Raw genomic sequence first — 13,562 nt, forward strand, 5'->3', positions numbered from 1 at the left:
CTTAGCCAGATTTTCTTGTTTATTAAAAAGACCATTTTGGATTTTTATAAAATTATGCGATTTTCGCAAGGTTGTCTTAAGAGTGTTTAATACTAAATAAGATTGGTATTTAATAAGTTAATGGGGGAAAACGTTATTTTTATATTAAAAAAACAAACCTTGGTATTAAAATTGACACTTTTTTGATCTCTAGACGTTATGTCTATGTAGAATAATAATAATTATAGTGCTAAAAAAGATAGATAGAATGAAAAATGTATATGGGCTACTCTTGATACTGTTAATTAGTGTCTCTGGATATACTCAAAAAAAAACATCATCTAAAACAAAGAAGACTAAAGGAAAAGAAATTGTTCCTCTTGAGTTGAGTATTAAAAAAGATACATTACATATTGTAGATACAACGCAAGTTATACATAATCTAGGAGGAGAGCTTAAAACTAGTACATTAACAAAAACCTCGGTAAAAGATAGTATCGTTTATACTTTAGAGGATCATCCTCAGTTAGCTGCATTAGATTCTATTTGGAAACAAGAATTATATAACTCAGATCTGTTTGATACTATACATAAAACAGTTACAACTTTAGAATACAAACCTGTTGAGTATAAAGAGTTACCAACAGATACCTTAAAAGCAAGATTAAAAGAACTAGATGCAAGAACACCGTTTAATATAGATTATAATCCTGCTTTAGAAAGTGTTATCAAAGGGTATTTAAAAAATAGAAGAAGAACACTTGAGCGATTAATGGCATTAAAAGAATTTTATTTTCCGTTATTCGAACAGCAATTAGATAATTATGATATTCCTCTAGAGGTAAAATATTTGGCGATTGTAGAATCTGCATTAAAACCTAGAGCAAAATCAAGAGTAGGAGCAACAGGATTATGGCAGTTTATGTTTGGAACAGGAAAGATGTTTGGATTAGAAGTGAGTTCTTATGTAGATGAGCGTATGGATCCTGTTATGGCTACAGAAGCAGCTTGTAAATATTTAGCAAGTTTATATAAAGTATTTGGAGACTGGGATTTGGTATTGGCTTCATATAATTCTGGACCAGGTAATGTAACAAAAGCGATTAGACGTAGTGGAGGTTATACTAACTATTGGAATATTCGACCTAATTTACCTAGAGAAACAGCAGGATATTTACCAGCGTTTTTAGCTACAATGTATATTTTTGAATATGCAGATAAGCATGGATTTCAGCCTAAAAAACCTGAGTTTGCATATTTTGAAACAGATACAGTAAAAGTCAAGAAGATGATTACTCTAGATCAGGTTTCAGAAATTATGAGTATTGATATCGAAGAATTACAATTCTTAAACCCTTCTTATAAATTAGATATTATACCTTATATCAAAGATGAAAATTATACGTTAAGATTACCATTAGATAAGATAGGTCAATTTGTAGCCAATGAAGATCAAATATATGCTTTAGCACAAGCAGAATTAGATAAAAGAGAAAAGCCTTTACCCAAATTTTTTGAAGCACAAAACCGTATACGTTATCGTGTACGTAATGGAGATTATTTAGGAAAGATAGCTAGAAGATATGGAGTAAGGGTAAGTCAGATCAAGAGATGGAATGGATTGCGGAGCAATAATTTAAGAGTTGGCCAACGATTAACAATTTATCCTAGAAGACCAGTTATGTCTGGAAGAAAGAAGAGTAGTGTAGCCAAAAATTCTAAAGTAGCACCAAAAGGAGGAACCTATACGGTTAAAAAAGGAGATACTTTATGGAGCATTGCACAAAAATTTAAAGGAGTTACTATTGATAAATTGAAAAAATGGAACGGTATTCGCAGTAGTGGTATAAAGCCAGGAATGAAACTAAAAATATCAAAAAGCTAATCAAATGAAAAAATATCTAGCAATACTTACTCTTAGTGTTTTTACAATTATAGGTTGTTCTGATAAGAAAGAAAACAAAGCAAATAGGAATAAAAACGCTATGGCGCAATCTGTAGGTAGGATTAACGAACTTTCTATCATTGTAGATAATGAATTATGGAAAGGAGAAGTTGGAGAAACTATCAGAAAATATTTTGCAGCAGAAGTAGCGGGGTTACCTCAAGTAGAACCATTATTTTCTATGCGACAAATGCCACCGCAAGCATTTTCTGGGATATCTAGAAAGAATAGAACATTTCTGAAAATAGAAAAAGGGCAAAAAAACATTAAAGAATACACTAATAAATACGCAACTCCTCAAAAAGGTATAGTTGTAGCAGGTAATTCGAATGAAGAGATTATTGCACAGATTACAGAAAATGCAGAATCAATAATTGCAAAATTAAAAGCTACAGAAACAAAAGAAAAACAAAGACGTATAAGTAAGTCGCTTGAAAAGATACCAGAACTAAAAGAACAATTAGGCGTTGAACTAAAAATACCAACAGCTTATCGATTAGCCAAACTTGAGAAAAACTTCTTTTGGATTAGAAAAGATATTACACATGGTAGCATGAATTTAATCGCATATGAATTACCAATAAATACAATTAAAAAAGATAGTAGTATTGTTGCTAATATTATTAAAATGCGTGATTCTATAGGAGGAATTAATATCCCAACGATAGAAGGAGGAAGATTTATCACAGAAAAATCATACGCACCATTTTTATTTGAAACAACAATGGATGGTAATTTTGCTTATGAAACTAAAGGTACTTGGGAAGTAAAAAATAAATTTATGGCTGGACCTTTTGTAAATTATGTGATTGAGGATAAAAAGAATAATAGATTAGTTGTTTTAGAAGGATTTGTATTTGCTCCATCAGTGAACAAACGAGATAATATGTTTGAGCTTGAAGCAATTATGAAAACAGTTAAATTTAACTAATATACGTATAAAAAAAACTTGAAAAGGAGAGCGATGCATCTCCTTTTTTTATATAAAAAATATATAGAATATTAGAATGAACCTAGTACATTATATAAACAAGCAAATAACAGCAGTATCAGAAAAGCAAATTAAGAATACTGTTTCTTTATTAGAAGAAGGAGCAACAATCCCTTTTATTTCTCGATATAGAAAAGAAATGACAGGAAATCTTGATGAGGTAGCTATAGGAGAAATTGTAAAACACAAAACAGCTTTTGAAACTATAGAAAAAAGAAAGGAAAGCATTTTAGAAAGTATTAAAGAACAAGATGCATTAACATCTGTGTTAGAACAGAAGATTAAAGAATGTTTTGATTTAACCATACTTGAAGATATATACTTACCTTATAAGAAAAAGCGAAAAACCAAAGCCTCTGTTGCTCGTGAATTAGGTTTAGAACCATTGGCACAGATGATCATGAAGCAAAGAGAAACTGAGTTAGATTTTGAAGCTTCAAAATTTGTAAATAAAGATGTAGAGAATACGGATAAAGCATTAGAAGGAGCTAGAGATATTATTGCAGAATGGATAAATGAAAATGAAAGAGTTCGAACCAAATTGCGTAGAATTTATGAACGAAGAGCAGTAATCAGTGCCAAAGTAATAAAAACAAAAAAAGAGGAAGAAGAAGCTCAGAAATATGAGCAATATTTTGAGTGGGAAGAACCATTGCATAAATGCCCATCTCATCGTTTATTGGCTATCTTGAGAGGAGAAAAAGAAAAGGTATTAAGAGTTAAAATAGCTATAAATGAAGAAGAAGCTTTAGATACTATTGATGATATTATTATCAAAACAGATGTAAAAGCATGCACAGATCAATTATTCATTGCAATAGAAGATGCCTACAAAAGATTATTAACACCTGCACTGGCAACTGAAGCATTGAATAAAAATAAATTAAAAGCAGATGAAAGTGCAATTAAAGTATTTGCACAAAATTTAAAACAATTATTATTAGCTTCTCCATTAGGGCAAAAAAGAATTTTGGCATTAGATCCAGGTTTTAAATCGGGATGTAAGGTAGTGTGTTTAGATCAACAAGGAGGGTTATTACATAATGAAAATATATATCCACACGCGCCACAAAGAGAAACAACACAAGCGATCAAAAAGATTAAATCTTTGGTTAATGCATATAAAATAGAAGCCATAGCGATAGGTAATGGAACAGCGGCAAGAGAAACTGAAGCTTTTATTAAGAAAATTCCATTTGATAGAGATTTGCAAGTTTTTATGGTAAACGAAAGTGGAGCATCGGTATATTCTGCATCAAAAATTGCTAGAGATGAATTTCCTAGTTATGATGTTACAGTAAGAGGAGCAGTTTCTATAGGAAGAAGATTAGCAGATCCATTGGCAGAATTAGTAAAAATTGATCCTAAATCTATAGGAGTGGGACAATACCAGCACGATGTAGATCAAACAAAACTGAAGAGTGAGTTAGATACTGTTGTTATGAGTTGTGTAAATAGTGTGGGTATTAATGTAAATACAGCCAGTGTACCACTATTAAGCTATGTATCAGGAATCGGTGAAAAATTAGCAGAGAATATTGTTACGTATAGATCAGAACATGGAGCTTTAAAATCTAGACAAGAGCTCAAAAAAGTACCAAGATTAGGCAGTAAGGCTTTTGAACAAGCTGCAGCTTTTTTGAGAATTGTAAAACCAGAAAATCCATTGGATAATTCGGCAGTACACCCAGAACGATATCAACTGGTGAATAAAATGGCAAAAGATATAGGAGTTCCATTAAAAGAATTAATAGGTAATAAACAAGCCATTCAAAAAATTAAAATCAATAAATATGTTTCTGAAGCAGTAGGAATACCTACACTTACAGATATTATAGCCGAACTAGAAAAACCAGGAGTTGACCCTAGAGCAACTGCTTCGGTTTTTGAGTTTGACCCTAACGTTAAATCAATAGAAGACGTAAAAATAGGAATGAAACTACCTGGAATAGTAAATAATATTACCAATTTTGGATGTTTTGTAGATATAGGAGTAAAAGAAAGTGGATTAATACATATTTCGAAAATAGCTAATGAATATATAAGTGATATTAATGAAGTTGTACAATTAAATCAACAAGTCATGGCAACAGTAATTAATGTTGATTTAGCAAGAAAGAGAATACAATTATCGTTGATAGATTAAAACAAAAAGAAAACCCTTCTAAATTTTAGAAGGGTTTTCTTTTTTATGATATAATAGTATTAATTTTTTTGATCTATTTTAGGATCTTCATCTTCTTTAGTTGCGTCTTTAAATTCTTTGATACCGCTTCCTAATCCTCTCATTAATTCAGGAATTTTTCTTCCTCCGAATAAAAGTAGAACTACAACTACGATTAGAATGATTTGAGGAGCACCAATCATTCCTAAAAAAGTATGTAATGAAATCATTGTCTTAAAATTTAGAATACAAAGTTAAAAAGATTTACCTACTAAAAAAAGCTAAGAAAGAAGAGATAATTCAAAAAAATGAAAAAATAAAATGAAGAAGTTGAATTTAGAGTTAAAAAAGGAAGAAATCTATGAGTAAGGATTTTTATGCATAGGGAGAATACGTATATTTGTCGTTAATTTTATGGGAAAGGACAAGAAAAATAAAAAGAAGATAGCTAGAAAACTGCTTAATAAGTATCGTTTGGTAATCCTTAATGAAGATACTTTTGAAGAGCGTATTTCTTTTAAACTAAACAGACTAAATGTATTTGTTATAGTCATGATGGTTTCTGTTATCTTAATTTCTTGTACTACAGTTTTAATTGCTTTTACACCATTAAGAGAATACATTCCAGGTTATTCATCTTCTTCATTAGCAAAAAAAGCGAGAGCATTAGAAATTACAGCAGATTCTTTAAAAACGCAATTTGCGCTTAAAGAGCAAGAATATAATGCTATTAAAAATGTGTTATTAGGAGATGTAGAAGGAGAAGAAAATTTTAAAGATACTTCTACAAATACACAAAAAGTTGAGATAGATGAAATAGACTTAACTCCTTCTCAAGAAGATATAGAATTAAGAGAAGAGGTTTCTAGAGAAGATAAATACAGCTTATTTGATAAAGAAAAAGCTAATGCAGATTTTTCTTTATTTCCACCGGTAAAAGGATCTATTACCTCAAAATACGATTCTAATGAAAAACACTATGCAATAGATGTAGCTGTACCCAAAGATACACCTATTAAAGCAGCAGCAGATGGAACAGTGATTTTTGCAGATTGGACGGCAGATACAGGTTATGTAATGATATTAGATCATGGCTTTAATATCTTAACCATATATAAGCATAATGCATCTCTAACAAAACAACAAGGAGAACTTGTTAAAGCTGGTGAAGTGATTGCTACTGCTGGATCTACCGGAGATTTATCTACGGGACCGCATTTACATTTTGAGTTGTGGAGAGATGGATATTCTATCGACCCATCTTTATTTATTGATTTTGAATAGGTAATTATATGTCTATAAAAGTAATAGGAGCTAAAATTTTTGCGAAGTACATTCGTAAAAAGATTGATAAATGGTCAGAAAATCCAATTGAAACTCAAGAAAGAGTTTTTAAATACCTGATTGACAAAGCAAAGGATACTAGTTTTGGTAAAGATCATGATTTTGATAATATAAAAACTCATAGTGATTTTGTCAAAAGAGTGCCCGTAAGAGATTATGAAGAATTACGTTCTTATGTTGATTGTGTAGTTGCAGGAGAAGAAGATATTTTATGGCCAGGAAAACCACTTTATTTTGCTAAAACATCAGGAACAACTAGTGGAGTTAAATATATTCCGTTGACAAAAGAGTCTATACCTTATCATATCAACGCTGCTCGTAATGCTATCTTATGTTATATAGCAGAGACAGGAAAAGCGTCTTTTGTAGATGGAAAGATGATTTTTTTACAAGGAAGTCCAGTACTTAATGAAAAGAATGGGATAAAATTAGGAAGATTGTCAGGTATAGCAGCTCATTATGTTCCTAAGTATTTGCAAAAAAATCGAATGCCTAGTTGGGAAACTAATTGTATAGAAGATTGGGAAACAAAGGTTGATGCAATTGTAGAAGAAACCTATAAAGAGAATATGTCTGTAATAAGCGGAATTCCGCCTTGGGTACAGATGTATTTTGAAAGATTGAAAAATAAAACAGGTAAACCAATCGGAGAACTGTTTAATAGTTTTGAATTATTTATTTATGGAGGTGTTAATTTTGAACCTTATAGAGCTACTTTTGAGCAATTAATTCAGAGAAAAGTTGACAGTATAGAGTTGTATCCAGCGTCTGAAGGTTTTTTTGCATTTCAAGATAAGCAAAATGAAAAAGGAATGCTATTACAATTAGATTCCGAAATGTTTTATGAATTTGTAAAAACAGATGAGTTTTTTACAGAAAACCCTAAACGTTATACCATAGGAGAAGTTGAGGTAGGAGTTAATTATGTAATTTTGATTTCAACAAGCGCAGGATTATGGAGTTACAACATTGGTGATACGGTAATATTTACTAGTGTAAAACCATATAGAGTGATTGTTTCAGGACGAATAAAGCATTTTATTTCAGCATTTGGGGAACATGTGATAGGGAAAGAAGTAGATCAAGCGTTAAAAGAGGGGATAGAACAAATAGGAGGAGCTGTTAATGAATTTACAGTTGCTCCACAAATAAATCCAAAAGAAGGATTACCATATCATGAATGGTTTATTGAGTTTAAAGAACAGCCTACTGATATTGAAAGATTAACAATAGCAATTGATACATCATTGAGAAAACAAAACTCGTATTATGATGATTTAATTGAAGGAAGTATTTTAAAACCACTTAAGATTACAATAGTACAAAAAGATGGTTTTAAAATGTATATGAAATCAATAGGCAAACTAGGAGGACAAAATAAACTACCGAGATTATCAAATGATCGTAAGATAGCTGAAGCACTTTCAGATATGGTAGTCGGTTAATAATTATATATAGAAAAGAATATGGCAGATATAAAAATACAAGGGAGAACAAGAGCTCAAGAAAGTTCCAACGCAATAGAACGCATGTATATTACAATGCGTCATTTATTTAATAGAGGTTTTTATAAACCAATGGGAGTTTCTGGAGAAACGTTAAGAGAAGGACTATTAACATTACGTCCAGAAATTTATGGATCTATTGCAGAAGAGAAAGTAGAATTAAACGGACTTTTATATGTAATAGATAGATTACCAATTGGGATAGAAGAATGTAGATTTATTAACCTTACAAGTGATGAAGGATATAAGAACTCACATTTTAAAGCCATAATCCCTCCAAAAAGAAGAAGAAATTGCTATCGTATAGACGATGAGCAAATGAATATTGAAATCACTAGAGGAAGATCAGAAATCTATGATATATTAACACATTTAACGTTCTTATTTATTGAATCACACAAGATCATGCATAGAGTTGTGATTGACGAAGAAGGAAATGTAACAAGAGATTGGAAGAAATTAGAGAATGCGGTACTTTCTAAAAAAGATTTAACACAAGCTCAACGAGAAATTGCGTTGACTCATACAGCCAATATATTAGGAAGAACTTTTAGAGAAGTTTCTTCTATTTATGACGGATTCTCTTGTCCAGAAAATAAAGAACGTTTCTTACATATTATCTATTGGTTAGGAAAACTAGCTATGGAAGAAGGGATTAATGATAATAAACGAATAGTGACTTTTAGTCCAGTATTAAGAGAACGTTTAGGACATCATATCCATGGCGAAATATGGGCAGATTCGATTAAAAAAGTATTAGATGATAGAGGTTTATTAAAAAGACCAATTCATATCATTAGTGCAAATATGCATAGCGTAATGAATACGTTATATGCACCTGTTGCACTTAAAACAGAATTAAAAAATAAATCTACGTTTGATGTTTACGAATTACTTAGTGATGGTAAAAACGAAAAGTTAAGAGCTAAGGTTCAAAAAACAGCACTACAAAATGGAATGATCTATATTGAAGATCAAAGTGGTACAAATATTAATGTTCAAATTATTGATACTGCAAAATATGCAGAAGCAAGTAAATATAAAACATTAATTAAGGGGTTTGAAGAAGATAAAAAGCCAGTAATTATAGTAATGGATTATGCTTTTGGGGAACAAGCATATGAAACTATGGATGAACTTTTAAAACCATATAATAAAACTGAGTCTGAGAAAGTTTATTTAAATGTAGATTCTGTTTCTATTATGGGTAAAGCTGGTATCCTAGAAGGAGGAAAAGGAGATATCATGATTCCTACAGCTCATTTGTTTGAAGGAACGGCAGATAATTATCCTTTTGTAAACGAATTACAAAAAGAAGACCTTGAAGGAGAAGGAATTTCTGTTTACGACGGTGCTATGGTAACTGTATTAGGTACATCTTTACAAAATAGAGATATTTTAAAATTCTTCCATGATTCAACTTGGAATGTAATAGGACTAGAGATGGAAGGAGCACATTATCAAAAAGCAATACAATCTGCTTCAAAATTAAGAGGAAGTATTAGTGCAGATGTGAAGGTTAGATACGCCTATTATGCATCTGATAATCCATTAGAAACAGGAAGTACATTAGCTTCTGGAGGATTAGGAACAACAGGAGTAAAACCAACGTATTTAATTACAGAAAAAATCTTAGAACAATTATTTAAGAATAAATAAATGAAAGATAATCCCCAATCTGAACATAATGAAGATGAAATTGATGTATCACAATTGCTACAATTGGTTAATAGTTCCTTATTAAAATTTGTTGCTATAATATATAGTATACCAATTTTTTTCATAAAGAAAGCTAAGTTCTTTTTTCCAATTATTATTATTAGTATTGTACTAGGATATTTTATAGATAAAAGAGCTACAGAAATATACTATCAAGATATAATAATCGAACCTAAATTAGAGAGCACTGAATATCTTTATAAGAGTATAGAGTTTATTAATTTAAACTTAAGTAACCCTGAGTTTTTTAATAGAATTAATATTACTCAAGATGAAGCATCTATCTTGAGTAGCATCTCTATAGAACCTATAATACGTTCAAGAGATGTATTAGATGTTTTACAGAAAGAATATGATGATAAAAATAGAGCATATAATATTCTTTTTGACTTTAGTAATAAAATATTAGAAGATGAAAAGTTTAAAGAATTTTATACATATCATAAAATAACATTTACTTTTGTTGATAATAGTTTGATCAATAATAAGTTAATTGATAATGTTCTGAATTTTATTTACAATAATGATTTTTACAATAAAAAAATATCATTTCTCAGAAAAACTAACAAATATCATTTAGAAGAAAATGAAAAATCACTAAAATTTATTGATGAATATCTTAATAAAGTAAATAAAGAAATAGGAAAAAAACAAAGTTTTTCTGGAGAAAAGCCTATTGTTTATGAATTAGATAATAGAAAATACTTAACTGAGCTGTTAAAGCAAAAGGAAAGAATACTTGAAAACATTAAAAATGAATCACAATTTTTAGTTTTTAATGAAAATATTTTTTCGATACTAAATTATGGTGAAGTTTTAAAAAAGGAAAAATTGATCTTTAGAAAAATGATTATAATTATACCAATTTTATCAATTTTGGTTTTAATTATATTTTTTATAAACATGAAATTATACGAAAAAGTTAAGTTAAAATAAATATAATGGACGAAAAGAATTCATCAGAAGATATTGATATAGGACAATTGTTCTCTCTTATAGAAAAAGGTATTGGTAAGATATGGAGTGTAATAAAATTATTTTTACAACGTATAATTAAATTAATCTTAAATAGTTTGATATTTATTCAAACTCATTTTTTAAAGTTTTTAATAGCAGGTATTTTGTTTGGAGCTATAGGGCTTTATTTAGATAAACAAGAAGAGCCTGTGTATCAATCAGCAATGGTTGTCTCTCCTAATTTTAATAGTGCACAACAATTATATAATAACATTCATTTTTATAATGAATTGGCAAAAGAAAAAGACTCGAAAAGCTTATCAAGAGCTCTTTCAATTGAAATTAAAGAAGCAGAAACAATTAAAGAGATTTCGGTAGAGTCATATACAGATGAGACTCAGAAAATAAAGCAATTTAGTGAATTTATTAGTTCTTTAGATACTATTTCACAACGTAATGTAGATTACGAAGAATATTTGAAGAATTATAATGATATTAATTCAAAATTCCATAGAGTTATATTTAAAGCAACAGATGCAACTATTGCGAAGAAATGCCAAACATCTATTATAGAATCAATAAATAATAATAGTTATTTTAAACAACAAAAAGCTGTTAATATTGATAATTTAAAAATAGAAGATTCTATTATAAAATATCAATTGAAAGAAATAAAATCTTTACAAGAATTTAATAAAGAAATTAAAAAACTTCAAGCAAGTAAAGAAGCAGCTACTACAGAAATTAATTTAGCTGAATCTAAACTTAATCCTGAAAATATCGAGATGGATCTCTTAAAAAGAATTGACGAATTAAAAGAAGATCTAGTTGAGTTAAATAAAGAAATAATAGATACTAAGAATACAATTAATGTGATATCTGATTTTCCATCTAGAGGAGTTAGAGTGAGTGTTATCTATGAAAAGAAAACATTTTTATTAGGATTATTAGGTATATTTTTAATGTTTGGATTTTTGATAATGAAATCTTTAAATAAGTTTTTAAAGAATTATAAGAGTTCCTTATAAATATAAGTAGTAATGAACTTATTAATAACAGGAGGTGCAGGATTTATAGGATCTCATGTAGTAAGATTATTTGTGAAAGCTTATTCAGATTATAATATTTATAATTTGGATAAGCTTTCTTATGCAGGGAATCTTGAGAATATTAAAGACATAGAAAAAGCAAAGAATTACACTTTTATTAAAGGAGATATAACAGATAAAGCTTTTTTAACAGAGATTTTCCGAAAATATAATTTTGATGCAATAATTCATTTAGCTGCGGAATCCCATGTTGATAGATCTATTGAAAACCCATTAGCTTTTGTTGAGACAAATATTATAGGTACTATAAATTTATTAGAACAATGCCGAAAAAACTGGAACAATGATAGAAAAAAGCATTTATTTTATCATATTAGCACAGATGAGGTTTATGGTTCTTTAGGAGAAAAAGGACTGTTTGAAGAAACAACATCATATAAACCTAATTCACCTTATTCGGCTTCCAAAGCAAGTTCAGATCATTTTGTTAGAGCTTATGGTGAAACCTATAAAATTCCATATATTATAACAAATTGTTCAAATAATTATGGTGCAAATCAGTTTCCAGAAAAACTCATTCCGTTATTTATAAATAATATTATCAATAATAAATCATTACCTGTTTATGGTGATGGGAAATATACTAGAGATTGGTTGTATGTTGAAGATCATGCTAGAGCTATAGATATAGTTTTTCATAATGGAAAAAATAAAGAAACCTATAACATTGGAGGTTTTAATGAGTGGCAAAATATAGCGTTGATAAAATTATTATGTAAATTGATGGATCAAAAATTAGGAAGAAATGAAGGTACATCTTCTCAATTGATTACTTATATAACAGATAGACCTGGACATGATAGAAGGTATGCTATAGATGCTAATAAGATTTATAGTGAATTAGGATGGAAGCCTTCTGTTACTTTTGAAGATGGATTATCAAAAACAATAGATTGGTATTTGGATAATCAAGAATGGTTAGTTAATATAACTTCTGGGGCCTATAAAGAATATTATAATAAAATGTATCTTAAAAAATGAGATAATGAAAGGAATTATTCTAGCAGGAGGTTCTGGAACCAGACTTCACCCTTTAACATTAGCAATAAGTAAGCAATTAATGCCAATATATAATAAACCAATGATTTATTATCCATTGTCAACACTTATGTTAGCTGGAATAAGAGAAATATTAATTATTTCAACACCTAAAGACTTGCCTTTGTTTAAAGAATTGTTAGGAGATGGAAAACGATTAGGTTGTGATTTTCAGTATGCTATTCAAGAGGAACCTAATGGATTAGCCGAAGCTTTTATAATAGGAGAAAAATTTATAGGAAAAGATGCTGTGGCATTGATCTTGGGAGATAATATTTTTTATGGATCTGGATTAGGGAAATTATTACAGAAGAATAAAAACCCTAAAGGTGGTATTATCTATGCTTATCATGTAAATGATCCAGAACGATATGGTGTTGTAGATTTTGATGAAAAAGGAAATGTATTATCAATAGAAGAGAAACCTGAAAAACCTAAATCTAATTATGCCATTCCAGGGATTTATTTTTATAATAATGAAGTAGTTTCAATAGCTAAAAGTATTAAACCAAGTGAACGAGGAGAACTTGAAATTACAGATATAAATAGAATATATTTAAATAAGAAAAAACTGAATGTTAGCATCCTTGATCGAGGTACAGCATGGTTAGATACAGGAACATTTAATTCATTAATGCAAGCATCTCAATTTGTTCAAGTAATAGAAGAAAGACAAGGCTTAAGAATAGGAGCTATAGAAGAAGTAGCGTTTAATATGGGCTATATAGATAGAAAAGCTTATAAAGATTTAGTAGAGCCATTGAAGAAAAGTGGTTACGCGAAGAATTTATACTAAACGTAATTTAGGTTT

At 29.4% G+C, this 13,562-nt stretch carries 11 protein-coding genes; 10 read left to right on the forward strand and 1 reads right to left on the reverse strand.

Translation table 11 applies throughout. The annotated features are described in order from the left end of the window. Nucleotides 1-247: 247 nt before the first annotated feature. The 3 genes from ACYEKI_RS05900 (at nt 248) to ACYEKI_RS05910 (ending at nt 5,061) form a co-directional block, all read left to right on the forward strand. Nucleotides 248-1,864: a LysM peptidoglycan-binding domain-containing protein gene (locus ACYEKI_RS05900; protein ID WP_459210244.1), complete on the forward strand. Its 1,617-nt coding sequence runs from the start codon at nt 248-250 to the stop codon at nt 1,862-1,864. A 4-nt stretch (nt 1,865-1,868) separates the two neighbouring features. Continuing rightward, nucleotides 1,869-2,855 (forward strand): DUF4837 family protein, encoded by a 987-nt coding sequence (locus ACYEKI_RS05905; protein ID WP_459210245.1) that lies wholly within the window; start codon nt 1,869-1,871, stop codon nt 2,853-2,855. A gap of 76 nt (nt 2,856-2,931) precedes the next feature. Next, nucleotides 2,932-5,061 (forward strand): Tex family protein, encoded by a 2,130-nt coding sequence (locus ACYEKI_RS05910; RefSeq protein WP_459210246.1) that lies wholly within the window; start codon nt 2,932-2,934, stop codon nt 5,059-5,061. Nucleotides 5,062-5,120: 59 nt separating this feature from the next. Here the strand turns inward: ACYEKI_RS05910 and ACYEKI_RS05915 are convergent, their stop codons facing one another. Further along, nucleotides 5,121-5,309 carry a twin-arginine translocase TatA/TatE family subunit gene (locus tag ACYEKI_RS05915; protein ID WP_459210247.1) on the reverse strand — a complete coding sequence of 63 codons (189 nt, stop codon included), beginning with the start codon at nt 5,307-5,309 and terminating at the stop codon, nt 5,121-5,123. A 184-nt stretch (nt 5,310-5,493) separates the two neighbouring features. Here ACYEKI_RS05915 and ACYEKI_RS05920 point away from each other — a divergent pair, with 184 nt between their 5' ends. Genes ACYEKI_RS05920 through rfbA form a run of 7 tightly spaced genes read left to right on the forward strand, consistent with a single transcriptional unit; the run spans nt 5,494 to nt 13,547 of the window. Beyond that, nucleotides 5,494-6,363 (forward strand): M23 family metallopeptidase, encoded by an 870-nt coding sequence (locus ACYEKI_RS05920; protein ID WP_459210248.1) that lies wholly within the window; start codon nt 5,494-5,496, stop codon nt 6,361-6,363. A gap of 8 nt (nt 6,364-6,371) precedes the next feature. Beyond that, nucleotides 6,372-7,868 (forward strand): GH3 family acyl-acid amido synthetase, encoded by a 1,497-nt coding sequence (locus ACYEKI_RS05925; protein ID WP_459210249.1) that lies wholly within the window; start codon nt 6,372-6,374, stop codon nt 7,866-7,868. A 21-nt stretch (nt 7,869-7,889) separates the two neighbouring features. Then, on the forward strand, nt 7,890-9,587 hold the full coding sequence (locus ACYEKI_RS05930; protein ID WP_459210250.1) for a DUF6909 family protein: 1,698 nt from the start codon (nt 7,890-7,892) through the stop codon (nt 9,585-9,587). Next, entirely contained in the window at nt 9,588-10,583 is a 996-nt protein-coding gene (locus tag ACYEKI_RS05935) for a hypothetical protein (protein WP_459210251.1), read from the forward strand. A 5-nt stretch (nt 10,584-10,588) separates the two neighbouring features. Then, complete coding sequence (locus ACYEKI_RS05940; protein ID WP_459210252.1) at nt 10,589-11,632, forward strand: hypothetical protein; 1,044 nt, start codon at nt 10,589-10,591, stop codon at nt 11,630-11,632. A gap of 12 nt (nt 11,633-11,644) precedes the next feature. After that, nucleotides 11,645-12,694 carry a dTDP-glucose 4,6-dehydratase gene (gene rfbB, locus ACYEKI_RS05945; RefSeq protein WP_459210253.1) on the forward strand — a complete coding sequence of 350 codons (1,050 nt, stop codon included), beginning with the start codon at nt 11,645-11,647 and terminating at the stop codon, nt 12,692-12,694. Between the two features lie 4 nt (nt 12,695-12,698). Next, the gene (gene rfbA / locus ACYEKI_RS05950) at nt 12,699-13,547 is read left to right on the forward strand and encodes a glucose-1-phosphate thymidylyltransferase RfbA (protein ID WP_459210254.1); all 849 of its coding nucleotides are present in this window, start codon (nt 12,699-12,701) and stop codon (nt 13,545-13,547) included. Nucleotides 13,548-13,562 lie beyond the last annotated feature (15 nt).

The organism is Aquimarina rhabdastrellae, assembly GCA_947387485.1.
In the GTDB taxonomy this organism is placed as follows: domain Bacteria; phylum Bacteroidota; class Bacteroidia; order Flavobacteriales; family Flavobacteriaceae; genus Aquimarina.

Excerpts from the sequence above, each read along its gene's own strand:
- ACYEKI_RS05900 (WP_459210244.1), top strand. The coding sequence starts at position 248 with ATGAAAAATGTATATGGGCTACTCTTGATACTGTTAATTAGTGTCTCT.
- ACYEKI_RS05905 (WP_459210245.1), top strand. The coding sequence starts at position 1,869 with ATGAAAAAATATCTAGCAATACTTACTCTTAGTGTTTTTACAATTATA.
- ACYEKI_RS05910 (WP_459210246.1), top strand. The coding sequence starts at position 2,932 with ATGAACCTAGTACATTATATAAACAAGCAAATAACAGCAGTATCAGAA.
- ACYEKI_RS05915 (WP_459210247.1), bottom strand. The coding sequence starts at position 5,309 with ATGATTTCATTACATACTTTTTTAGGAATGATTGGTGCTCCTCAAATC.
- ACYEKI_RS05920 (WP_459210248.1), top strand. The coding sequence starts at position 5,494 with ATGGGAAAGGACAAGAAAAATAAAAAGAAGATAGCTAGAAAACTGCTT.
- ACYEKI_RS05925 (WP_459210249.1), top strand. The coding sequence starts at position 6,372 with ATGTCTATAAAAGTAATAGGAGCTAAAATTTTTGCGAAGTACATTCGT.
- ACYEKI_RS05930 (WP_459210250.1), top strand. The coding sequence starts at position 7,890 with ATGGCAGATATAAAAATACAAGGGAGAACAAGAGCTCAAGAAAGTTCC.
- ACYEKI_RS05935 (WP_459210251.1), top strand. The coding sequence starts at position 9,588 with ATGAAAGATAATCCCCAATCTGAACATAATGAAGATGAAATTGATGTA.
- ACYEKI_RS05940 (WP_459210252.1), top strand. The coding sequence starts at position 10,589 with ATGGACGAAAAGAATTCATCAGAAGATATTGATATAGGACAATTGTTC.
- rfbB (WP_459210253.1), top strand. The coding sequence starts at position 11,645 with ATGAACTTATTAATAACAGGAGGTGCAGGATTTATAGGATCTCATGTA.
- rfbA (WP_459210254.1), top strand. The coding sequence starts at position 12,699 with ATGAAAGGAATTATTCTAGCAGGAGGTTCTGGAACCAGACTTCACCCT.